Raw genomic sequence first — 20,994 nt, 5'->3', positions numbered from 1 at the left:
ATTCCCTGAAAAAGAAAGAGACTGCCTAGGATTCAAAATCCTTGTGGAAAATGTGTCAACTAATATTGACAAAATCACAAGGTCGAAATTCCATCGGTACATCTGGCAAGATTTAACGAGGGTGTGAACCGAACCAAGCCGGTCAAGGATATTTACGGCTGGGGTTCTTCTACCATCGTTCACATTCTCAAAAAGCGGGAATACCTGGGCCATACCGTCAACTTCAAGGCCCGTAAGCATTTCAAGGACAAAAAGAGCCACTATGTCGATGAAAGCGAGTGGACGATTTTTGAGAATACCCATGCGCCCATCATCGACCAGGAAACCTTTGACAACGTACAGCGCATCCGGGGTAATGTCATGCGTTACCCGGACGGCTGGGGGGAGGCCGCGCCGCTGACCGGCCTGATGTATTGTGCCGACTGCGGCGGGAAAATGTATGTCCACCGCTCCAACAATGGCAAGCGTGTCCACCAGTACACTTGCGCCCAATACGGCAAAGTCCCCATTGGAACGCTCTGCCCCACCCAGCACCGTATCAACGAGAGCGTGGTGCTTGACCTCATTTCCGGGATGCTCCAAGCGATTTCCGATTTTGCCAAATCTGACCGGGCGGCGTTTATCCGGGAAGTGCAGGAGGCCCAGGCCAGCCAGCAGGACAGCGACATCAAAAAGAAAAAGCGGAGGCTGTCGGCGGCACAGAAACGGGCCGGGGAGTTGGAACGGCTTGTCTGCAAAATTTATGAGGACAACGCTTTGGGCCGTCTGCCGGATGCCCGGTATGCCGCGCTGGACGCACAGTACGCCAAGGAGCAGGAGGCACTTGCCGCTGAAATCACGGAGTTGGAAAAGGCCGTCAGCAGTTACGACCAGGGGAAGAAATCGGCGGAAAAGTTTATTGCGCTGATTGACAAATACCAGGGCTTTGAGAATATGACGAACACCATGCTTAATGAGTTTGTCGAGAAAATCCTTGTCCATGAGCGTGACCGCAAGGGCAGTATCGAAACCACCCAGGCGGTGGAGGTCTACTTCAATTTTGTGGGTAAGTACATCCCCCCGGTGTTCCGGGACGTGGAGTTGACCCAGGAGGAACAGGAGGCCCTTCGGAAGAAAGAAGAACTCAAAGACAAGCGCCACCAAGCCTATTTGCGCCGCAAAGCCAGCGGTTGGCAGCGGCAGTATGAGGAACGCACCAGGGCGGCGAAAAAGGCCAAGATTGACGCAGGGAAAGCCGCTATCCGGGCGGAGGATATGGCAAAGGGCATCTATGCTCGTGTTGCTGATCTACCCCGCCAGGAGCCGAAACGGGCGGCGATGCAAGTCCGCCCTACGCTTTGAAAGAAAGGAGAGCGCCGGTATGAAAATCGAATTGGACTATGTGAAAGTGGGCGATTACTACCTCCCCGACCTGACGATAGAGCCACCGCCTGACCGCAGTTTGGGGAAGTACGGCATGTTGCGGTTGCGGTATCTGAAAGAGCATCGTCCTGTTGTTTGGGCCGAGTATGTGATGGAGGGCAAGCTGTACGCCCATCTGCTGGAAACCGAGGACGCCGCCAATAATCTGTTGGAGAACATGATGCCGGGTATGGCAAAGAAGGCCGGAGCCACCGAGGAATTAAAAGCCCGTGACCCCATGCGCTGGGTGGGACTGATGAACTGCTGCAAGGCCCAGGTCGAGGAAATCATTTTTGCGGAATTGATTATGATTTGATAGAAATGCGGGGATTGCCCGCATTTCTTAATAATAGCATCTTTCGTATACGGCAAGTGGAAGTTTATACTAATTTCGTCAAAATCTAATATGCCATGAGGGGTATCAGCTCCACGCAAGTCTATGGGGGAAAAACTGTTTTCAAAAATATTTCAAAAGCCTTGTAAGATTTTTTGAAATGCGAAGTCTTATAAGGGAGGAGGTGAGAAAGTGACAGGTTCCAAAGAAGAATTTGAGAAAATTTATAGAAGATACTTTAATGATGTATTTCTCTTTCTTAAAAAGCTGTCAAGAGACGAAGGTCTGGCGGAGGAGATCACAAGCGAAACATTCTTCAAGGCAATGCGTTCAATAGATACCTTTCGCGGTGATACAGACATTCGTGTTTGGCTTTGTCAAATTGCAAAAAACTGTTACTTTTCTCATTTGAAAAAGCAACAGGGGCTTGTAGATATTGATGATGTTGAATTTACAGATAACATAGACACCATTGAGGAACAGATAATAAACCGAAGTGATGCTATGCGAATACATCTGCTGCTACACAATTTAGCTGAACCATATAAGGAAGTTTTTATGCTGCGGGTTTTTGGAGAATTGAGCTTCAAACAAATCGCAAAAATTTTTCAAAAAACAGATAACTGGGCCTGTGTCACTTATCACCGGGCAAGAAACAAAATATTGGAACAAATGGAGGCCAATAATGAGTGATAAATGCAATTTGATTAAAGACATACTTCCACTTTATGTAGAAGATATGGTAAGTGCGGATACACGCGAATTTGTAAGCGAACATCTTGAGCATTGTGCGGAATGCCATGCGAAGTTTGAGCGTATGCAGAAAGCTACGAATTTCATCCCTGATGCTGCCCCTGATACTGATATTGTGCCGTTAAAAAGGGTAAAGAGGGACTTATTTATCAGGCACTTGCAGACTATTTGCTTCACGGCAATCTTGGCCTGTGCTATCGTGACGGTTATTTTCGGGATTTTGACATCACCTAAATTTTTTCCCTATTCCGATAACCTGCTCAATGTGATTGATGTCCCTGATGGGAGCGTTATCATCACCTTTGATAGCGAGGTAGCAGGGTATAGCTGCAATGAAGTGTTTGACAATGAAACAGAAACGGCAATTTATCGCATAAATGCTTGGACTACCACTTGGGACTTACATTTGTCTAATCGTGGAAAACAAAACATGGTGATACCCTTTGACCGTGAAACTGAAATTCAGATTTTCTATGCTCAAAACGATGGCTCCGAGGACGTACTGATCTATGGGTCAAATCAAAACACCGAAGAAAACGGCGTAACTCTGCCAAGACTGATCCTGATGCCGTATTTCCTATTAGCTTTTCTCGCCCTTGTTGTCCTTGCAATTCTACGAGTGCTATTAAGAAATAAGCAAGCAATCGTTGTTTGGGTTGATAGGGCTATACCGTTCCCAATTTCCTATATGGCAGCGCAGCTTTGCACAAAAGGATTTAACTTCACCACATATTCATCGCAACGAGATTTTTGTATCATCATCCTGGTTGCTATGCTGCTTTATTTCGCAATGCTGACGGGAAAATCTCTTTATAAAACAAAGCTGAACACTTCGAGGGGATAGAGGAAAGGGCATGAAAAAATCTCTGTTTAGACCAACGGATATGTTTGAGCTCAGTATTGCATATATTTTTTGCTTTTCTCTCAATTTGCTTTTGGATTATGCAAAGACTTTGGATTTGGATGCCTATATTCTAAAGGCTTTTTTGAAAAATTTTATTGATTACCAGCCATTGATCGTTTCGCTGTTTACGTTCATCGTGATCGTGTTCTATTATCAAATGCTAGAGAGAAAAAAGGCAGAAATATTTTGTAGAATACTTGTAGGCGGCACTGTGTTTGGCATCACCATTCGATATGTGCTGGACTGCCTCACGGTACTAATTTTCGTTTATCTTCTATCAGCTTTGGTAAACCTCCATTTTGGTTTCAATTTAGCCGACAATTTCTATTTAGTCCTTATTTTTGTCACATACATACTAATCAGCGCAAGGCGGGTACGGAAATATGAAAATATTTAAGTTCATTGTTTCAAAGATATTTTTGAGAAAAGCGATACTTGGTATCGGCATCATGCTGTTGCTTCTCATGGCGAATTACATAACCTTTACTGCTGCCCGTTCCATTTTGTCAACATTTCAAGGGTATCAGGAAACAAAATATGTAAATCAAGAGGGAGTTTACATTGCCAACTTAGACCCGGATAGCCATATTGATATGAGCATGATTGGCGAAAGCGGAACACAAGCAGTATATGACTATTTGAATAGCAGCTTTAAGTATGCTTTTTATACAGACGGGTTTATTGTATCTGTTCCAAACGGTGATGATATGAAAATATCATTAGGCTATCTGAACGAGCAGTATTACAGATTAAATGAATTTGAGTTTTCACAAGGGACAGATTTGGACTTTGATTACCAATTAGACGGGGAAATCCCTGTTTTAATAGGAAAAGGATTAAGCAAAACATATCCCGTTGGAGCAACAATAGAACTGGAAGAATCTGTTCTTGGACGGCCTTTAACGCTAAGGGTTCAGGGCGTGTTGAAGCAAAACGCCTACCACTCTAATTTCTATGCCCTCAACTCCAAGGCATACTACAATTTCTCAATCCTCTTTCCAGTGAATGAGGAATTTATCAATCATGCCAGCATGGACATCCAATTTAACGGCCTCATGGATATTATACTTTTGGAAACCTCAAAAGAAGAAATAGCGGATTTGAGTGAGGTTATCAAAGATAATTTTGGTTTAAGTTTCAATTTCTTTAGCCAAAAGGAAAACTACGATTATTTCAACGAATACTATCTTCACTCACTAAAAATTATATTCATAACGACCTTTATTCTGCTGATCGTCATAACTTGTCTTTCTGTTTGGAACGGATTGGTTAGTGTTCGCCTGATGCTGAAAGACTTTACGATCAATCTGTTGGTGGGATTAAGCTACTCAAAACTGAAAAGAATTTTTTATGGTTACTTTGGGATGCTCTCCTTCGTTAATATAGCGTTGATTGCCACATTCACCGCTTTTAACAGATACGGGTGCTGGTTAAGGAAAGACACAACCTTTGCCACTTATGGATTGTTTGGCTTGATAGGAATGGACTGGCTGGCTTTGTTGCTGGTTGTCGTTTCTGATATTGCTATCGAATAATTGTTGTCGAAAGTATGCTGTGGAAAATCAAAAAGGTTCCAATTTCCTTGGGGGTGTTAAAATGAGTGGAATTATTGATCTATGCGTTAAGGAAAAAATCTATAAGAACAAAAAGTCGCAGATTTCAATATTAAATGATTTCAGACTTGAAGTTGCCGCCGGTGAAAAAATTGCCATTGTGGGCGAATCGGGAGCAGGAAAAAGTTCCTTGCTCAATATCATTGGATTGCTTGATAGAAATTATGTTGGTGAATATACGCTTTTTGGTTCGCCGACAGATCAGTTACATACAAGCCAGTTAGCGCAATGGCGAAATCAACGGATTGGCTTTGTTCTTCAAGAATCGGCACTCATTAACTCTTTGACGGTTGAAGATAACATCAAACTGCCGTTTCTTTATGCCAGTTCTGACAAAAAAGGTGTCAGGAAGGTTGAGGATTTCGATACGGTCATCAGCGCAATCGAGATTAGACACATACTAAAAAAGAAACCACTTGAATGTTCTGGCGGAGAAAAGGCCAGAGCTGTGTTTGCCAAAGGAATCATCATGAAACCACAAATTATTTTGGCTGATGAACCTACGGCATCCCTGGATGTGGAGAACAGAGAAAGAATTGTTGCCTTGCTTTTTAGCATGAACAAAGAGTTTAACACCACTATTATTACTGTAACTCATGATTTGGACATAGCCAATCGTCATGATAGAGTAATCCATCTTGAAAGGAGTAAATAAAATGGGATTTTTTGCGATGATTGCGTCAATGCTGCTGGGGATATTGTTTGTTGTAATCGGGATTTCCCGCAGAAAGCAAAAGGGGGGGCCTATAATCCTTATCGCACTCGGAATTGTGTTTGTCCTCATTGCGGTTTATTTGGGATTTCCTAAATAAAAGTCAATAAAAGCCAAGTCTGCCCAGCGGCAGAAAAGAAAAAACCGCTATTGGGCAGGCCGATTTCTCATGTCCAAACGCTCTTTCCAGCGGCGGTTTTGATTATTCAAAGCCGCTGTTTTTATATCCATTGGCGGCAACAGGAGGACGCCGCTATGCGATTGTGGAGAGATAGGCACTTATCAAAAAAAGCCTGCCCCTTGCAGCGGCATTCCCTACCCATGTTTGCAAAAATAATCGTTTTCTGACGGCTCATACTGTTATGTCCCGCGCCCGAATGGTCTTGCACCATGCGGGCGCTTTTCTGTTTCTGGGCCAGCGATGCCAGCCCCGCTGCCGCTCCCCGCCCCCTCCGTTCAGACCCCAAAAATCTGAACGGAGGAAAGGATGATGGAAATTACCATCAAAATCAACGGGCGGTTTGTGTCCGTGGAGGTCAGCGCCGAGGTTGCCGACTATCTGGAACAGGCCAAGCGGAATAATCGGAAACTCTACCGGGAGCGTCAACGGTATTGGGACGGACGCGAGTGTGATGAGTACATAATCAGCACCGAGGGCCGTTTGCCCTATTGCGCCACCCCGGAGGAATTGGTCTGCCAGCGGGAAACGCTGGATGAAATTCTGGCGGTGCTGGCGCTTTGCACGCCCACCCAGCGGGAGCGTTTTTTGCTCTATGCGCTGTACGATTTTAACTATTCCGAAATTGGGGAAATATGCGGATGCTCGAAACAGGCTGTGCGGTTGAGCATAGAAGCCGTCCGCAAAAAATTTTTCAAAATCTTTCGGTAAACACCTTGTCGGTAGACCCCCTAAGTGGGCTATAAGGTGAGGGGCATTTGCTCCATCACCGGGAGGGACAAGCAGTTTTGGCTGCTTGTCCCTCCTGTCATTTAGGAGGTCAAAATAAAAGTTATCAATTTGCGGCTCCATTACCCCTACTATGAGCAGGACAAGCTGGTGGAGGTCAGCGAGGAAGTCTTTGACGTGTTGTGCCAGTCCGTCCGGGAAATGCGGAACCATGAGCGCCGCAAGCGGTATCACCGGGCCTACTACTCGCTGAACGCTTTCGAGTGGACGGAGAACTATGCACTGGAACACAGCCCGTCCCCGGAACAGCTTATCATGCTGGCGGAGGAACGGGCCGAGCATGACCGGCTGGCCGCTGCTTTGCGGGAGGCTCTGGCCTACGCCACCCCCACCCAGGCCCGCCGTCTCTGTGCCTACTACCTGGGCGGGCTGACCCAGCAGCAGATCGCAGACCGGGAGCGCGTCCACAATAGCAACGTGTGTCTGTCTATCCGCCGTGGCCTGTGCAATCTCCGCCGTTACTACGCAGACCACCCCCAGGGGAAGTGAGGGCGGCATGGCGATTATCAATTTGCGAAAGCACTACTACCCGCTCTACACAAAGGACACATTCATTGAAGTGCCGGACGAGGTTGCCGCCGTCATGGAGGAATGTCGGCTCTATGAGAACCGGCAGGAGGGCCGGAAAAGCTACTATCACGTTTATTCCATGGATTGCAGTCCCGGTATCGAGAACCACGCCATGTTTTTGGTGCAGTCCCCAGAGGATTTGATTATTCGGGAGATTGACGAGGCCGCTGAAGAACTGCTGTTGGAGCATTTGGCGGAGGCTATCACTCACCTGTCCCCCACCCAGGCGCGGCGGCTCCATGCCCGGTTCGCCTTGGAAAAAAAGTTTCGGGAGATAGCGGCGGACGAGGGTATCAGCGGAAGCTGCGCCTGTGACAGCGTGACCGGCGCACTCAAAAAGTTGCAGAAGATTTTCGCCAAAAATGGCTGGCTGGAAAAGGAGGAATGACTTACATGGACAAATCGCCAGAGAAACAGAAAGTGGAAAAGAAAATCGGCCAGTTGCAGAACCGCCAGAAGATTTTGCAGAACCGCCAGAAGATTTTGCTGAACCGAAAGCGGAGTGAGGAACACTGGGCCAGGACGCACCGGCTGATCGGACGCGGCGCACTATTGGAGGCTGTTTTTCCCGCTGTCGTGGAAATGGAGGGCGAGGATGCCAAAGCGTTTCTGATTGCCCTTTCCCGCCTGCCGGGGGCGAAGGAACTTGCAGAAAGAACACCGAAAAACGAAGGTGAGAAGTAATGCTTAGTCCGAATGGCGCACTTATACACCGTGGCCGGTGTCGTGCGCCCTGCCGGGGGCTATTGCGTCCTACGGACGCGATGGGGATTGACACCCCCAAACCCCCGCACCCCCGCCAGAAAGTGACACCCGCGACCCGGCTGTCACTTTCCGGCGGGGCCAATATCCAGCACTGAAAGGAGGTGCGTTTTTACGGCAATTTTTCACTGTCCCATCCAAATCATTCAGCGGAGCCAGGGCAAGTCCGCTGTGGCCGCTGCCGCTTATCGGAGCGGCGAAAAGCTGGTGAATGAGTGGGACGGCTTGACCCATGACTACACGAAAAAGGGTGGTGTCGTTCATACTGAAATCATGCTGCCTACCCACGCCCCACCAGCGTTCGCAGACCGCTCCACCCTCTGGAACAGCGTGGAGCAAATAGAGAAATCCAGTGATGCCCAGCTTGCCAGGGAAATTGAAGTGGCCTTGCCCGTTGAACTGTCCAGGGCGGAGCAGTTGGCGCTTGTCCGCTCTTTTGTGAAAGACAATTTTGTGGATGCTGGAATGTGCGCCGACTCCGCTATCCACGACAAGGGAACCGGCAACCCTCACGCTCACATCATGCTCACCATCCGGCCCATTCGAGAGGACGGCAAGTGGGGCGCGAAGTGCCGCAAGGTTTATGATTTGGACAGCCAGGGCCAGCGCATCCCGGACGGCAAAGGCGGCTGGAAAAATCACCGGGAGGACACCACCGACTGGAACCGCCGAGAGAACGCCGAGAAGTGGCGGGCGGCATGGGCCGCTTATACTAACCGAGCTTTGGAGGCCGCAGGCAGGCCGGAGCGCATCGACCACCGCAGTTACAAACGCCAGGGCGTTGACAAAATCCCCACCGTTCACATGGGGCCTGCTGCCAGTCAGATGGAGCGCCGGGGCATCGCCACCGAGAAAGGCGACATCAACCGGGAGATTGCCGCCGATAACAAGCTGCTGAAAGAAATCAAGGCCCGTATCACCCGCCTTTGCAACTGGAGCAAGGAGCAGTCCGCACAGCCCCAGGGCAGGGAGAGCATCATGGATTTTCTTTTCCAGGCAAGGCAAGACACCGCCCTGACTTCCCAATATGGCAAGGTCAGGGCGCTCAAAGCGGATGCAAGATTGTTTAACTTCCTGCTGGAGAATGGCATTTCCTCGATGGAGCAACTTTATGAAAAGGTTTCCGCCATGAACAGCGGCTATTATGATTTGCGTGGCAAAATTGTCAAGGCGGAACGCCGGTTGGCTGTTCTGAATGAACGGTTGGAGATGTGGGCGCAGTATCAGAAGTACAAGCCCGTCCGCCAAAAGTTGGACAAGGTTTCGCCGGGAAAGAAAGAACAGTTTGAGCAACGTCACAATGCGGAGTTGGCCTTGTTCGATGCCGCCGTCCGCTATCTGGATACGCTGAAAGCCTCTGGCGAGGCCATCACCCCCAAGGCGTGGAGGGCCAAGACGCAAAGGCTGACCGCCGAGAAAGAGGCCGACTATCTGACAATGCGGGATATGCGGGAGGACATTAAGGCGGTTGAAACTCTGAAAAAGACCGCCGAGCGCCTTGCCAGGGAGGGCCAGACCCAGCGCAGGGAGGAACAAGAGCGATGACCTATCAGCAATATCGGGCCGTCCGGCGATTGGTACATAGCTGCTGCAACTACCAGGACGGCAACTGCCTCCGGCTGGACGATGGGGAGGAATGTGTTTGTGTTCAAAGCATTTCCTATTCGCTGATCTGCCGCTGGTTTCGGGCCGCTGTGCTGCCGCAGGATGAAAGTCTGTGTGCCGTTCTGCTCCATCGGGAGGACATGAAGAAATGTGTCCTGTGTGGAGGCTGGTACATTCCAAAGTCGAACCGGGCCAAATATTGCCCCGTCTGCGCCAAACAGGAGCAGCGGCGAAAGACCTGTGAGCGAGTGCGCCGACATAGGGCTGGTATGTAACGCTTTAGGCCCAAAACACCCTTGATATTTCAAGGCTTTCCGGGCGCAGTCAATAGGGGGGCTGTATGTTATCATTCCGAGGCCCCCAAACGGCCCTCTAAGCCGTTACAAACGGGAGGTGAACACGATTGCTGATTACATGACAACGGACACCAAGCCGCTCCCATATCTGCCCTACCCCCGTTTCCTGCTGGGGGCCGACCTGACGCAGACCGCCAAGGTGCTGTACGCCGTCCTGCTGGACAGGTCAAACCTCTCCCGCGCCAACGGCTGGACGGACGAGGACGGAAATATTTTCGTAGTTTTCCCCTGGGCAAGCTGGCTGATATGGTGGACAAAGGCCCCACCACCGTCAAGACGACGCTGACCGAGTTGGAGGCGGCGGGGCTGATTGAACGGCGGCGCTGTGGGAACGGGATGCCAAATCGCATCTATGTGAAACAGCCTGACAGCCAGGAAATTGACCGTCTGATGGACAGAAAACCGGCCACCAGACAGCCGGAAAATCGGCCCTCTGATAGCCGGAAAACTGACCGTCAGATGGCCGGAAAACTGGCCCCTAATAAAATAAGTAATAGTAACTTGAAGAATAACTTGAGTGGAGTGAGTGAGAGCGCCCGCATTTTTGGCCGCTATGGGAATGTCTTTCTGACCGAGGCGGAGGTTGCCGAACTGCAAGCCGACTTCCCCTCTGTCTGGCAGGAGTACATCGAGAGGTTATCCGAATACATGGCTTCCACCGGCAAGACCTATAAGAGCCATGCCGCCACCATCCGCCGCTGGGCCAAGGAGGACAGGCGCAAGGGCAAAGGCGTATCTGACTATTCGTGCAAGGAGGGCGAGAGCCTATGAACGATTTTGACAGCATCATCAAGCGCATCACCGTGACCCGGCTGGAACCGGGGGACTACACCGGCGAGGACGGGATTTTGTACTGCGGCAAGTGCCGCACCCCGAAACAATTCCGCATGGAGGCCCCGCCGATGAAGGGCCGCTTGCTCCCCCACCCCTGCCGCTGTGAGCAGGAACGGCTTGACCGGGAGGCGGAGGAACAGGAGGCCCGCCGTCACCGTCAGGCCGTGGCCGACCTGAAAAGCAAAGGCTTTACCGACCCGGCTATGCGGGAGTGGACATTTGCCAACGACAACGGCAAATGCCTGCAGATGAAACACGCCCATTTTTACGTTGATAACTGGCCGACGATACGGGCGGAGAACATCGGCTATCTGCTCTGGGGCGGTGTCGGTACTGGCAAGAGTTATTTTGCCGGGTGCATCGCCAACGCTCTGATGGAGCAGGAGGTGGCCGTCCGCATGACGAACTTTGCCCTGATACTCAACGACCTGACTGCCAGCTTTGAAGGCCGCAACGAGTACATAGCCAGATTGTGCCGCGCCCCTCTGCTGATACTGGACGACTTCGGCATGGAGCGCGGGACGGAGTACGGTTTGGAGCAGGTCTACAACGTGATCGACAGCCGCTACCGCAGCCGTAGGCCGCTGATCGTCACCACGAACTTGTCCCTTCAAGACTTGCAGCACCCCCAGGACACCGCCCACGCCCGCATCTATGACCGGCTGTTGGAAATGTGCGCCCCTATCCGTTTTTCCGGCGAGAACTTCCGAAAGGCTACGGCACAGGACAAGCTGGCACGTCTGAAAAATCTGATGGACTGAAAGGAGCCGCCTATGGCAAATAAACTTCCCAACGCTACCGCAGGCATGACCTTCCCCCGCCCCAAGCCGGACACCCCGCCCTCTATGGTAAAGAAAATCGGCAAAACCACCTACCTTGTATGGGCGCATTTCAGCGAAACCAGCACTGAAACGATGGAGGACAAAATCAAGCGTATGCTCCGCGAGGAAGTCCGCCGGATGATGGCTGACGAGTAAGCGGCGCATGAGCAGGCCGGGAGCCATTTGGCCCCCGGCTTTTGCTGTGTCGATTTTTTGAATATTCTATGAACAGTATTAAAAAGTCCTTGACAACTCGTTTCAGGCAAAACAGCAAAATCGATCCTTGTGTCCACCGCCGTCCGGCTGGTCCCCTTTAATCTGCCTCAGATCAAGGCCATCACAGACCATGACGATATGGACCTCTACACCTTGGGAGAGAAAAAGTGTGCGCTGTATGCGGTGATACCGGACAACGACAACAGCCTGAATTTTTTGGTGAGCCTGCTCTACGCCCAGGCGTTCCAGGCCCTCTACTACAGCGCCGACCAGATCCGCCATGGGGCCTTGCCCTGCCACGTCCACTTCGTGCTGGACGAGTTCGCCGCCATGCCCCTCCCAGGCTTCACCCGTGAGCTGGCCACCATGCGCTCCCGCAACATTTCCGCAAGCACCATCATACAGAATATGGCACAAATCAAAGAGTTATATAGGGATTCGTGGGAGACAATTCCGGGCAATTCGGACACAATTTTGTACCTGGGCGGCAACGAATCGTCAACCCACAAGTACATTTCGGAAGCCCTTGGGAAAGCCACGATTGACACCCGAACCCACGGTCAGACTAAGGGAAAATCTGGCTCGTACTCCACCAATTTTCAAATGAGCGGCCGCGAATTGTTGACCCCAGATGAGGTGCGTGGGCTGGACAACCGCTACGCCATCCTGTTCATCCGGGGCGCCAAGCCGGTGATGGATCTGAAGTACGAGCTGACCGATCACCCCGCCATCCGTTACACCGTTGACGGCGGTGGGCCGCCTTACATCCACCATCAGGAAAAGTCTGAACTGAAGTTCCAGGGGGAACCGCTGTTCGCCCTGGAAACCGAAACATCTGATGAAGAAAACCCAGAAGCCCCTGAACACCCTGGATCGCCAGAGGAAGATTGAACGCCGCGCCAAGCGGGCCTACGCCCTCTTCGCCTGCTTGGTGCTGTCCATGGCTGTCATGATCGTCCCCGCCTTCGCGGCGGACGATCCCCTCCAGATCGTGGAAAATTTGTCCGACTTCATCTTTTCCCTGATCCGGGCCATCGGCCTGATCCTGCTGGGCTTCGGCATCCTCCAGCTGGGCCTGTCCCTCAAGAGCCACGACCCCTCCCAGCGGGCCAACGGTATGCTCACCATCGCCGGCGGCATCGTCATTACTTTTACGAAGGAGATCCTCACCCTTATCACTGGCGGTTGAGGAAAGGCCAAGGGCGGGGTTCAATGTCCCCGCCCTTGGCCTTTACAAGAGGGAACTGTAATCCCTTCGTCCGTAAATGATACGCCGAATCTGCACTGTATCCCCGGCCACCACGTAGAAAACAAGGTATTTTTCAACAAGCAGGCAGCGGTAGCCTTTTACGGCCAGCGCTAAATCTCTGGGATGTGGGCAGCGCTCCGGCATATGGGACAGGCTGGCGATCTGCTCCGTTAGAAGGTCATAGTACCGCAGGGCAGCGTCAGGGGAAAGTGTGTTCAGATAGTCAACAATGTCCAGCAAGTCCTGCTTTGCCGCAGGGTAGATTTTAACCTTATAGCTTTCCATGCACACGCTCCCGCATCTGACGGGCGATGGTCAGAAAGTCCTCGCCCTCAGCACCAGAGGCGATCTCCTGTTCAGCGACAGCCAGCTTGCCGTACAGGTCAATGATGGCCTGCTGGCGCTCGTATTCCTCAATGCTGACAACAACCATATCGCCAGTGCCGTTGCGAGTGATATAAACTGGCTCACGAGTCTGGCGGCAAAAGTCGGAAATCTCATTAGCATTATTGCGCAAATCTGAAATAGGACGAATACTTGGCATCAACGCCACCTCCTTCTGCCAACAGTATAGCAGAATTCGGTGTAAATATCAACACAAATTCAGAGTGAATCGAGGTGATAGAAATAGGAAGCGGAAACTGGATCGTGGACAACCTCAACTCTGCCCTGGGGACCTGGAATGGGAAGCTGGCGGAGATCTGGCAGCTCATCAGTACCACCCCGGAGGAGTTCAAGGGCGGCGGAGTCTGGACGGTCATCCAAGGTATCAACGGCGCGCTCCAAGCCATCGGCTGCGCTCTGCTGGTGCTGTTCTTCGTCATGGGCATCGTCAAGACCTGCTCCAGCTTTACGGAATTGAAGAAGCCCGAAATGGTATTCAAGTGCTTTATACGTTTTGTGCTGGCCCAGGCGGCGGTGACCCACGGGATGGAGCTGATGACGGCGCTCTTCAAGGTGGCCCAGGGTATGATCTCCACCATCATGACGGCCTCCGGGCTGTCGGCGCTCACCGATACCACCCTGCCTGACGAGATGGTCACCATCATTGAGGATGTGGGCTTCCTGGAGAGCATCCCCCTTTGGGCCATTACCCTGCTGGGGTCGTTGTTTATTTGGGTGCTGTCCCTGATCATGATTTTAACCGTCTATTCCCGGTTTTTCAAGCTCTATCTCGCCACCGCCATTGCGCCCATCCCCATGGCCAGCTTTGCGGGACAGCCCTCCAGCAGTATTGGCGTTGCCTTTCTCAAGAGCTACGCCGCAATCTGTCTGGAGGGCTGCATCATCGTGTTAGCTTGTGTGATCTTCTCGGCTTTCGCCACCACACCGCCCGCCATCGCGGACGATACCCTGGCGGCGGCCACCATCGTGTGGAACTATGTGGGCGAGGTTTTGTTTAATATGCTGGTGCTGGTGGGTTGCATCAAAATGAGCGATAGGCTGATCCGGGAGCTGATGGGGCTGGGGTAACAGTCACCAGAGGCCCTCGGTGTCGATGGCGTACTCGCCGGCGGCCCTGGCCTGCCGGACGCGGTAGGCCAGCAGCTCCGCCATGGCCCGTTCCTCCCGCCAGTCCTCCAGCACACCCCAGAGGCGCCGGAACAGGATGGGCAGCAGAAACAGCCCTACACCTAAAATCATAAACATCATTGCCACAGCCTCCCTTTTCTGATTTGTGGCATCTTACCATAGGCAGGCAAAACTTGCAACGGTCTGTCTGCCGATTCCTTCGTTCATCTTGAATACGGCTATTTTATTATGTATAATGGGTGAAATCAAACTGACAGGAGGCAGCTATGAATAGAATTGTGGTGATTCAAGGCGGCGGACGGCCCAGGGGAAATACCGCACAGTTGATAGACAGCTTCAAGCGAGGCGCTGAGGAAGCGGGACACAGCGTGGAGGTAATCTCCCTGCTGCGGAACGAGGTAAAGGGCTGCCTGGGCTGTAACGCCTGCCGCTATGGCAAGCCCTGTATACAGAAGGACAGCTTCAATGACCTTGTTCCTAAGATCAAGGAAGCGGACCTGCTGGTCTTTGCTTCGCCGCTGTATTTCTGGACGGTGTCCTCCCGAATCAAGGCTTTTATTGAACGCTTCTACTGTATCGCAGAGAAGGACCCCACCCCGCCTTTGGGCCGGTATGAACGATACCCTGTGAAAGACTGCGCTCTGCTGATGACGGCGGCGGATAACTTCTTCTGGACCTTTGAGCAGGCGGTGTCCTATTATCAGTTTGCCCTCGTCAACTACATTGGTTTCCACAACAAGGGGATGCTGCTGGCAGGCGGCTGCGGAGATACGAATGGAAAACCTCAAATCGATAAGACAGATCACTTGGAAAAAGCGTATCAATTTGGAAAGAACATCTATCAGAGGGAGGAACCTGCCGTATGAGCATTCTGGTACTTCTGACCTACACGGGGAAGGACGGCAGCGCCCGCAAGTTTGCCGAGGAAATGGAGAGAAGCGGAACGGCGGCCTTGATTCGCAGAGAGGATGGAAATGAGCGGTATGAATATTTCTTTCCTTTCAGCGAATCTGAGACCGTTCTGCTCATTGACAGATGGAGAGGCCAGGCGTCCATAGACCGGCATCATGCGTCTCCGATGATGGGAACCATCGCACAACTCCGGGAAAAATATGACCTGCACATGAGCGTGGAAAGATATGTTCTTGATGAAAGCGGGATTCCCACCCGTGATGAAAAATTCATCAGGCACTAATCACATAAGCATTTTCTAACAATTCTTATTTTGACAGGCTGCACTTGTTGAAAAGTACGGCCTTCTTTCATTTTGGAGGTGATACCCATAAAAGTCCGCATCAACAAAGAAGTCCGAGACTACCAGGAAAGCCTGTTCTTCGGGCTGTCCCTGCGGCAGTTCCTGTTCGCCCTGCTGGCCGTGCTGGTGGCGGTAGGGCTGTACTTCGGCCTGCGCAGCGTGGTGGGCAGCGGGGAGATCGGCTGGATCTGTGTCCTGGCCGCCTTCCCCTTCGCCCTGTGCGGCTTTTTTACCTACAACGGCATGACCTTTGAAAAGTTCCTCCTCGCCGTCATCCGCTCGGAGCTGCTGTATCCCAGAAAGCTGGTGTTCCGGGCGGAAAATCTGTACGCCCAGGCGATGGAGCATTCCACCATCAAGGAGGCTTTGAAACTTGATTAAGACTTTGCAGAATACGTTGAAGCAGGACCGGGAGGGCTTTGTCCTCCCCAAGTCCGTGCAGGACACCATCCCCATCCGCCGCCTCTGGCCGGATGGGATTTTTCAGTTTGGGAGCAAGTTCTCCAAGACCATCCGCTTCTCGGACATCAACTACGCCATCGCATCAAAAGAGGACAAAACGTCCATGTTCCTGGGCTACTCGGAACTGCTGAACGCCCTGGATACCGGCTCCACCACCAAGCTCACCATCAACAACAAGCGGCTCAACCGCCAGGACTTCGAACAGAAAATTCTCCTGCCCCGGCAGGATGACTATCTGGACGGCTACCGGGCGGAGTACAATGCCATGCTGATGGACAAGGTCACCGACAGCTCCAACAGCGTGGTGCAGGAGCGGTATATCACCCTGTCCGTCCACCGCAAGAGCATCGAGGAGGCCCGCGCCTTCTTCGACCGGGTGACAGCGGACGTCACCACCCGTCTGAGCCACCTGGACGCCCACAGCGAGGAGCTGGACGCGGTGGAACGTCTCCGGGTGCTGCATGACTTCTACCGCACCAGCGAGGAGACGGAATACCATCTGGACCTCCGGGATCTGATGCGAAAGGGCCACAGCTTCAAGGACACCATCTGCCCGGACAGCCTGGAGTTTAAGAAGGACTACTTCGTCATGGGGGACAAGTTTGGCCGGGTGCTGTTCCTCAAAGAGTACGCCAGCTACATCAAGGACAGCATGGTCTCTGAGCTGACGGCCCTGAACCGCACCATGATGCTGTCCATTGATGTGATCCCCGTCCCCACGGACGAGGCCGTCCGTGAAATGCAGAACCGTCTGCTCGGTGTCGAGACCAACGTCACCAACTGGCAGCGCCGGCAGAACAGCAACAACAATTTCTCCGCTGTTGTCCCCTACGACCTGGAGCAGCAGAGAAAAGAGACAAGGGAAATGCTGGACGATCTCACCACCCGTGACCAGCGGATGATGTTTGCGGTGGTCACGCTGGTGCATCTGGCGGACAGCAAGGAGGAACTGGACAGCGACACGGACGCCCTCCAGTCCGCCGCCCGGAAGCACCTGTGCCAGTTGGCCACTCTGAATTGGCAGCAGGCGGACGGTCTCACCACCGCTCTGCCTCTGGGCCTGCGGCGGATCGACGCCCTGCGCACTCTGACTACCGAGGCATTGGCGGTGCTGATGCCCTTCAAGGCCCAGGAGGTGCGGGACCAGGGCGGCGTGTACTACGGGCAGAATGTGATTTCCAAGAACCTGATCATCGCCAATCGGAAGGAACTGCTCAACGGCAACGGTTTTGTCCTGGGCGTGTCCGGCTCCGGCAAGTCCTTCACCGCCAAGCGGGAGATGGTGGCTCTGGCCCTGTCCACCGATGACGATATCATTATCATAGATCCTGAGTCGGAGGTGCGACACGAGGTCGCGTAACAAATTGCGAAAGAAGCTGCCCTATCCATTTGGGGTAATCCTACCACAGCCTGCGTCGCTGGTAACGGCGGGGTGGGAAGCCTGTGGGACAACGTGGGAAAGCTGAGAGCCTAACTCAGCCGTACTGCCAGGATAAGTGCGTCATGGAGAACGTAAAGTGAATCATCGCAAGAGTCGTTACAGGGAATAGGCGAAATCAGGCTGACACGCCTACACCAAAAGGTGCGGAGGTGGCTGTGAGGGCTTTCAGAACATCACAGCAAATGGACACAAATCCTCCCGGCTCAAAGATGGCTCCTAAAACGCACACAATTATTTGTTACGCGGAACGTGGTAAGCCCTATGCGCTCCTTTGCAGAAATGCGGAGGTATCGACCCCGTAAGGAGAAGAAATGGCGCAGAGGGTAGAGGAACGGGATAAAAAGCGAACGCCCGCCCTGTAATGGGGTGGGATAGGGGTTCAAACTTTGCCCCAGCCTGAAAGGGCGCTGACTTGTCCCACGGTATTTCATAGCAAGAAAAGGAGGTAAACCTATGAACGGTAATTGTTCAACGACGGGGCATAAAAACCCTGAGAGATTGCCGGACGCGGCGGCGCTGGAACACCAGTGGAAATCCATCGACTGGAAGAAAGCGGAAACCGAGGTTAATGGGCTGCAAGCCAGGATTGCTAAGGCGACCCAAGAGAAGAAATGGAACACAGTGAAGCGATTACAGTATCTTCTGACCCATTCGTACTATGCAAAAGTGTTGGCGGTACGGAAAGTAACCACCAACAAAGGGAAAAAGACGCCGGGCGTGGACAGTGAGCTGTGGTCTACCCCAGCCGCTAAGATGCGTGGTGCTCTGACCCTGACAGACAAGGGCTACAAAGCGAAACCTTTACGCCGGGTATTCATTGAGAAAAAGGGCAAAAAGGCGAAACGCCCGCTGGGAATTCCCTGTATGTATGACAGGGCCATGCAGGCGCTCTACGCCCAGGCCCTAGACCCGGTGTCAGAGACAACGGCGGACACAAAGTCCTTCGGTTTCCGCAAGGGGCGCTGTGCGCAGGACGCCTGTGAATATATCTTCACAGCGCTCAGCCGCAGTTTCTCCCCGCAGTGGGTGCTGGAGGGTGACATTAAAGGGTGTTTTGACCACATCAGCCATGACTGGCTCATTGAGCACATCCCTATGGACAAATCTGTATTGAAGCAGTTCCTAAAAGCAGGATTCGTATTCCAACGTGAACTGTTTCCCACCGATGAGGGCACGCCCCAGGGCGGCGTTATCTCCCCTATTCTCGCAAATATGGCGCTGGACGGAATGCAGAAAGTCCTCTCGGACCGTTTCCACACCAACCGGCTGGGCAGAGTCGATATTCGATTCAAGAACGCCCATAAGGTCAATCTGGTGCGCTATGCCGACGACTTCATCGTCACAGCGGCTACAAAAGAGATTGCGGAGGAGGCCAAGGAAATTATCCGTGATTTTCTGCAAGCCAGAGGGCTGGAGCTGTCCGAGGAAAAGACGGTCATCACCCACATCGACGACGGTTTTGATATGCTGGGCTGGACATTCCGCAAATTCAAGGGAAAGCTCATTGTCAAACCATCCAAGAAAGCGCTGAAAGCCCTTAAATCTGCCCTGTCCGAGACGATTCTCGGGCGCGGTAAGGCTTGGAAACAGGAAATCCTGATTGAAAAGCTGAACCAGCAGATTCGTGGCTGGACGAATTACCATCAATCGGTCTGTGCCAGTGAAGCCTTTGCTCATATCGACTACATCCTCTGCGAATAGCTGTGGCGATGGGCAAAGCGCCGTCACCCCCATAAAGGGCAGTGGTGGGTCTCCACCAACTACTGGCACCGCAGGGGTAACCGGAACTGGGTGTTCTGCACCGAGGATAAGGAACTCCTACGAGTAGACCACATCCCCATTGTCCGCCACACCAAAGTACGAATGGACGCAAACCCCTATTTTGACACCCAATACTTCATTGACCGCAAATTCCATCATGGCATGAAACGCCTGTCTGGGCGCTTTAAGCAGATTTGGAAAAACCAGCATGGGTGTTGCTATCACTGTGGACTTCCCATGGACATCAGCGACGAGAGGGAGATTTTCTTCAAAGTCCCGAAAGCCATGGGCGGCAAGGACGAGGTGCGCAATATGGCCTACGTCCATAAACATTGCCAGCAAATTTTCTTGGAACGCCGCGCGAAAGCGTGATGAAATGCTTGAGCCGTATGAGTGGAAACGCTCACGTACGGTTCTTAGACGAGAAAGCGGGAGTAATCCCGCCGACTTAGTCGACTACCGGCCCCTCATTGAAGGGCTGGGCGGCGAGGTGATCAGCATTTCCGCCACCTCCTCCAACCATATCAACGCCATGGATATGGAGCAAGGGTATGGCGATGGGGAGAACCCAGTGGTGCTGAAGTCCGAGTTCCTGCTGTCCCTGTGTGAGCAGCTCATGGGCGACCGGCTGCTGTCCGCCAAGGAGAAATCCATCATCGACCGCTGCACTGCCAAGGTCTATCAGGACTACCTTAGAAGCGGCTATCAGGGCAGCGTCCCCACCCTCCAGGACTTCCACGCCGAGCTGCTCCGCCAGACAGAGCCGGAGGCGCGGGATGTGGCCCTGGCAATCGAGCTGTTCACCGAGGGCAGCCTGAACACCTTTGCCAAACCCACTAATGTGGACACGGACGCCAGAATCCTGTGCTACGACATCCGGGATCTGGGCAAACAGCTCCTTCCCGTAGGAATGCTGGTGGTGCTGGACAGCGTGTTCAACCGGGTGATTCGCAACCGGGCGCTGGGCAGGAATACTTGGGTCTATATTGACGAGATTTACTTGCTGTTCCAGCACGAATACAGCGCAAATTTCCTGTTTACCCTCTGGAAGCGTGTCAGAAAGTATGGGGCCTGCTGTACTGGCTTAACGCAGAATGTGGATGATCTCCTCCAGTCCCACACCGCCCGGACCATGCTGGCCAACAGCGAGTTCCTGGTCATGCTGAACCAGGCGGCCACCGACCGGGCGGAGTTGGCACGGCTGCTGAATATCTCGGACAACCAGCTCTCCTACATCACCAACGTGGACTTCGGCAGGGGCCTCATCAAGTGCGGCAGCGCCATCGTACCGTTTATGGACAATTTCCCCAAGAATCGGCTTTATAAGCTGATGACAACCCGGTTATTGGAGATCTCCAATAATTTGGTTTGAACGAACCCGCTGACGCGGGGGTTTTACAAACAGACCAACTTTCCTGTACACTTGAAAAACGGTGCGTATACCG

26 protein-coding genes and 4 pseudogenes are annotated in these 20,994 nt (G+C 52.4%); 27 read left to right on the top strand and 3 right to left on the bottom strand.

The features are described from left to right. Nucleotides 1-78 precede the first annotated feature (78 nt). From D1159_RS16435 to D1159_RS16355, 19 genes and pseudogenes are all read left to right on the top strand, one after another. A pseudogene (locus D1159_RS16435) lies at nt 79-1,341 on the top strand (DUF4368 domain-containing protein); the annotation flags it as partial. A 19-nt stretch (nt 1,342-1,360) separates the two neighbouring features. Further along, the gene (locus D1159_RS16430) at nt 1,361-1,717 is read left to right on the top strand and encodes a TnpV protein (protein WP_161846696.1); all 357 of its coding nucleotides are present in this window, start codon (nt 1,361-1,363) and stop codon (nt 1,715-1,717) included. A gap of 210 nt (nt 1,718-1,927) precedes the next feature. Further along, a complete protein-coding gene (locus D1159_RS16425) occupies nt 1,928-2,428 on the top strand; it encodes a sigma-70 family RNA polymerase sigma factor (protein WP_161846695.1) in 501 nt (166 codons plus the stop codon). Further along, nucleotides 2,421-3,332 carry a zf-HC2 domain-containing protein gene (locus tag D1159_RS16420; RefSeq protein WP_161846694.1) on the top strand — a complete coding sequence of 304 codons (912 nt, stop codon included), beginning with the start codon at nt 2,421-2,423 and terminating at the stop codon, nt 3,330-3,332. The genes D1159_RS16425 and D1159_RS16420 overlap by 8 nt, the downstream gene beginning before the upstream one ends. 443 nt (nt 3,333-3,775) lie before the next feature. Then, nucleotides 3,776-4,927: an ABC transporter permease gene (locus D1159_RS16415; RefSeq protein WP_243152347.1), complete on the top strand. Its 1,152-nt coding sequence runs from the start codon at nt 3,776-3,778 to the stop codon at nt 4,925-4,927. Between the two features lie 61 nt (nt 4,928-4,988). Beyond that, the gene (locus D1159_RS16410; protein ID WP_161846693.1) at nt 4,989-5,660 is read left to right on the top strand and encodes an ATP-binding cassette domain-containing protein; all 672 of its coding nucleotides are present in this window, start codon (nt 4,989-4,991) and stop codon (nt 5,658-5,660) included. Nucleotide 5,661: 1 nt separating this feature from the next. After that, nucleotides 5,662-5,817: a hypothetical protein gene (locus D1159_RS19270; RefSeq protein ID WP_202621126.1), complete on the top strand. Its 156-nt coding sequence runs from the start codon at nt 5,662-5,664 to the stop codon at nt 5,815-5,817. Between the two features lie 390 nt (nt 5,818-6,207). Further along, nucleotides 6,208-6,606, top strand: coding sequence for a sigma factor-like helix-turn-helix DNA-binding protein (locus D1159_RS16405; protein WP_161846702.1), 399 nt, complete (start codon nt 6,208-6,210; stop codon nt 6,604-6,606). Between the two features lie 114 nt (nt 6,607-6,720). Then, on the top strand, nt 6,721-7,173 hold the full coding sequence (locus tag D1159_RS16400; protein ID WP_161846701.1) for an RNA polymerase subunit sigma-24: 453 nt from the start codon (nt 6,721-6,723) through the stop codon (nt 7,171-7,173). A gap of 7 nt (nt 7,174-7,180) precedes the next feature. After that, nucleotides 7,181-7,642 carry a sigma-70 family RNA polymerase sigma factor gene (locus D1159_RS16395; protein ID WP_161846692.1) on the top strand — a complete coding sequence of 154 codons (462 nt, stop codon included), beginning with the start codon at nt 7,181-7,183 and terminating at the stop codon, nt 7,640-7,642. Nucleotides 7,643-7,647: 5 nt separating this feature from the next. After that, nucleotides 7,648-7,938: a DUF3847 domain-containing protein gene (locus D1159_RS16390; protein ID WP_161846691.1), complete on the top strand. Its 291-nt coding sequence runs from the start codon at nt 7,648-7,650 to the stop codon at nt 7,936-7,938. Between the two features lie 162 nt (nt 7,939-8,100). Further along, nucleotides 8,101-9,561: a MobQ family relaxase gene (mobQ, locus tag D1159_RS16385; protein WP_347563714.1), complete on the top strand. Its 1,461-nt coding sequence runs from the start codon at nt 8,101-8,103 to the stop codon at nt 9,559-9,561. Continuing rightward, nucleotides 9,558-9,896, top strand: a complete 339-nt coding sequence (locus tag D1159_RS16380) for a cysteine-rich VLP domain-containing protein (protein ID WP_161846690.1) — start codon at nt 9,558-9,560, stop codon at nt 9,894-9,896. The genes mobQ and D1159_RS16380 overlap by 4 nt, the downstream gene beginning before the upstream one ends. A gap of 139 nt (nt 9,897-10,035) precedes the next feature. Beyond that, complete coding sequence (locus D1159_RS20285) at nt 10,036-10,263, top strand: replication initiator protein A (protein ID WP_347563713.1); 228 nt, start codon at nt 10,036-10,038, stop codon at nt 10,261-10,263. After that, on the top strand, nt 10,224-10,748 hold the full coding sequence (locus D1159_RS16375) for a replication initiator protein A (RefSeq protein WP_347563712.1): 525 nt from the start codon (nt 10,224-10,226) through the stop codon (nt 10,746-10,748). Before D1159_RS20285 ends, D1159_RS16375 begins: the two co-directional genes overlap by 40 nt. Continuing rightward, entirely contained in the window at nt 10,745-11,572 is an 828-nt protein-coding gene (locus D1159_RS16370) for an ATP-binding protein (RefSeq protein WP_161846689.1), read from the top strand. Before D1159_RS16375 ends, D1159_RS16370 begins: the two co-directional genes overlap by 4 nt. Nucleotides 11,573-11,617: 45 nt before the next feature. Then, nucleotides 11,618-11,788, top strand: a complete 171-nt coding sequence (locus D1159_RS16365) for a transposon-encoded TnpW family protein (RefSeq protein ID WP_161846699.1) — start codon at nt 11,618-11,620, stop codon at nt 11,786-11,788. Nucleotides 11,789-11,881: 93 nt separating this feature from the next. Beyond that, nucleotides 11,882-12,739 (top strand): annotated as a pseudogene (locus tag D1159_RS16360) (type IV secretory system conjugative DNA transfer family protein); the annotation flags it as partial. Between the two features lie 49 nt (nt 12,740-12,788). After that, a complete protein-coding gene (locus tag D1159_RS16355; RefSeq protein ID WP_243152349.1) occupies nt 12,789-13,037 on the top strand; it encodes a formate hydrogenlyase in 249 nt (82 codons plus the stop codon). 42 nt (nt 13,038-13,079) lie between these two features. Here the strand turns inward: D1159_RS16355 and D1159_RS16350 are convergent, their stop codons facing one another. Beyond that, nucleotides 13,080-13,382 (bottom strand): type II toxin-antitoxin system RelE/ParE family toxin, encoded by a 303-nt coding sequence (locus D1159_RS16350; protein WP_161846687.1) that lies wholly within the window; start codon nt 13,380-13,382, stop codon nt 13,080-13,082. After that, entirely contained in the window at nt 13,369-13,641 is a 273-nt protein-coding gene (locus tag D1159_RS16345) for a type II toxin-antitoxin system Phd/YefM family antitoxin (protein ID WP_023348845.1), read from the bottom strand. Before D1159_RS16345 ends, D1159_RS16350 begins: the two co-directional genes overlap by 14 nt. An 83-nt stretch (nt 13,642-13,724) precedes the next feature. On the opposite strand from D1159_RS16345, the gene D1159_RS16340 reads away from it, so the two are divergent. Further along, entirely contained in the window at nt 13,725-14,570 is an 846-nt protein-coding gene (locus tag D1159_RS16340; protein ID WP_161846698.1) for a hypothetical protein, read from the top strand. Between the two features lie 3 nt (nt 14,571-14,573). On the opposite strand, the gene D1159_RS19265 is transcribed toward D1159_RS16340, so the two are convergent. Next, nucleotides 14,574-14,750 (bottom strand): hypothetical protein, encoded by a 177-nt coding sequence (locus D1159_RS19265; protein WP_202621123.1) that lies wholly within the window; start codon nt 14,748-14,750, stop codon nt 14,574-14,576. 146 nt (nt 14,751-14,896) lie between these two features. On the opposite strand from D1159_RS19265, the gene D1159_RS16335 reads away from it, so the two are divergent. The 7 genes and pseudogenes from D1159_RS16335 to D1159_RS16310 all read left to right on the top strand — a co-directional run. Beyond that, a complete protein-coding gene (locus D1159_RS16335) occupies nt 14,897-15,496 on the top strand; it encodes a flavodoxin family protein (RefSeq protein WP_161846686.1) in 600 nt (199 codons plus the stop codon). After that, nucleotides 15,493-15,825: an antibiotic biosynthesis monooxygenase family protein gene (locus D1159_RS16330; protein WP_161846685.1), complete on the top strand. Its 333-nt coding sequence runs from the start codon at nt 15,493-15,495 to the stop codon at nt 15,823-15,825. Before D1159_RS16335 ends, D1159_RS16330 begins: the two co-directional genes overlap by 4 nt. An 87-nt stretch (nt 15,826-15,912) precedes the next feature. Beyond that, nucleotides 15,913-16,266, top strand: a complete 354-nt coding sequence (locus D1159_RS16325; protein ID WP_161846697.1) for a PrgI family protein — start codon at nt 15,913-15,915, stop codon at nt 16,264-16,266. Beyond that, nucleotides 16,259-17,686: pseudogene (locus D1159_RS16320) on the top strand (TraE family protein); the annotation flags it as partial. The gene D1159_RS16325 and the pseudogene D1159_RS16320, both read left to right, overlap by 8 nt. 555 nt (nt 17,687-18,241) lie before the next feature. Next, nucleotides 18,242-19,489: a group II intron reverse transcriptase/maturase gene (gene ltrA / locus D1159_RS16315; RefSeq protein WP_243152346.1), complete on the top strand. Its 1,248-nt coding sequence runs from the start codon at nt 18,242-18,244 to the stop codon at nt 19,487-19,489. A 90-nt stretch (nt 19,490-19,579) separates the two neighbouring features. Next, nucleotides 19,580-19,921, top strand: coding sequence for an HNH endonuclease (locus tag D1159_RS20280; protein ID WP_347563711.1), 342 nt, complete (start codon nt 19,580-19,582; stop codon nt 19,919-19,921). Between the two features lie 94 nt (nt 19,922-20,015). After that, a pseudogene (locus D1159_RS16310) lies at nt 20,016-20,921 on the top strand (TraE family protein); the annotation flags it as partial. Nucleotides 20,922-20,994: the final 73 nt, after the last annotated feature.

Origin of the sequence: Pseudoflavonifractor sp. 524-17 (genome assembly GCF_009935845.1) — a bacterium.
Lineage (GTDB): Bacteria > Bacillota > Clostridia > Oscillospirales > Oscillospiraceae > Pseudoflavonifractor_A.
Note: the sequence above shows the minus strand (reverse complement) of the source record. Positions and strands in the feature narration are given on the sequence as shown.

What these genes read in the sequence shown, in the direction of transcription:
- D1159_RS16430 (WP_161846696.1), top strand. Translation starts at nt 1,361, where the DNA reads ATGAAAATCGAATTGGACTATGTGAAAGTGGGCGATTACTACCTCCCC.
- D1159_RS16420 (WP_161846694.1), top strand. Translation starts at nt 2,421, where the DNA reads ATGAGTGATAAATGCAATTTGATTAAAGACATACTTCCACTTTATGTA.
- D1159_RS16415 (WP_243152347.1), top strand. Translation starts at nt 3,776, where the DNA reads ATGAAAATATTTAAGTTCATTGTTTCAAAGATATTTTTGAGAAAAGCG.
- D1159_RS16410 (WP_161846693.1), top strand. Translation starts at nt 4,989, where the DNA reads ATGAGTGGAATTATTGATCTATGCGTTAAGGAAAAAATCTATAAGAAC.
- D1159_RS19270 (WP_202621126.1), top strand. Translation starts at nt 5,662, where the DNA reads ATGGGATTTTTTGCGATGATTGCGTCAATGCTGCTGGGGATATTGTTT.
- D1159_RS16405 (WP_161846702.1), top strand. Translation starts at nt 6,208, where the DNA reads ATGGAAATTACCATCAAAATCAACGGGCGGTTTGTGTCCGTGGAGGTC.
- D1159_RS16395 (WP_161846692.1), top strand. Translation starts at nt 7,181, where the DNA reads ATGGCGATTATCAATTTGCGAAAGCACTACTACCCGCTCTACACAAAG.
- D1159_RS16390 (WP_161846691.1), top strand. Translation starts at nt 7,648, where the DNA reads ATGGACAAATCGCCAGAGAAACAGAAAGTGGAAAAGAAAATCGGCCAG.
- D1159_RS16380 (WP_161846690.1), top strand. Translation starts at nt 9,558, where the DNA reads ATGACCTATCAGCAATATCGGGCCGTCCGGCGATTGGTACATAGCTGC.
- D1159_RS20285 (WP_347563713.1), top strand. Translation starts at nt 10,036, where the DNA reads ATGACAACGGACACCAAGCCGCTCCCATATCTGCCCTACCCCCGTTTC.
- D1159_RS16375 (WP_347563712.1), top strand. Translation starts at nt 10,224, where the DNA reads ATGGTGGACAAAGGCCCCACCACCGTCAAGACGACGCTGACCGAGTTG.
- D1159_RS16370 (WP_161846689.1), top strand. Translation starts at nt 10,745, where the DNA reads ATGAACGATTTTGACAGCATCATCAAGCGCATCACCGTGACCCGGCTG.
- D1159_RS16365 (WP_161846699.1), top strand. Translation starts at nt 11,618, where the DNA reads ATGACCTTCCCCCGCCCCAAGCCGGACACCCCGCCCTCTATGGTAAAG.
- D1159_RS16355 (WP_243152349.1), top strand. Translation starts at nt 12,789, where the DNA reads ATGGCTGTCATGATCGTCCCCGCCTTCGCGGCGGACGATCCCCTCCAG.
- D1159_RS16350 (WP_161846687.1), bottom strand. Translation starts at nt 13,382, where the DNA reads ATGGAAAGCTATAAGGTTAAAATCTACCCTGCGGCAAAGCAGGACTTG.
- D1159_RS16345 (WP_023348845.1), bottom strand. Translation starts at nt 13,641, where the DNA reads ATGCCAAGTATTCGTCCTATTTCAGATTTGCGCAATAATGCTAATGAG.
- D1159_RS19265 (WP_202621123.1), bottom strand. Translation starts at nt 14,750, where the DNA reads ATGATGTTTATGATTTTAGGTGTAGGGCTGTTTCTGCTGCCCATCCTG.
- D1159_RS16335 (WP_161846686.1), top strand. Translation starts at nt 14,897, where the DNA reads ATGAATAGAATTGTGGTGATTCAAGGCGGCGGACGGCCCAGGGGAAAT.
- D1159_RS16330 (WP_161846685.1), top strand. Translation starts at nt 15,493, where the DNA reads ATGAGCATTCTGGTACTTCTGACCTACACGGGGAAGGACGGCAGCGCC.
- ltrA (WP_243152346.1), top strand. Translation starts at nt 18,242, where the DNA reads ATGAACGGTAATTGTTCAACGACGGGGCATAAAAACCCTGAGAGATTG.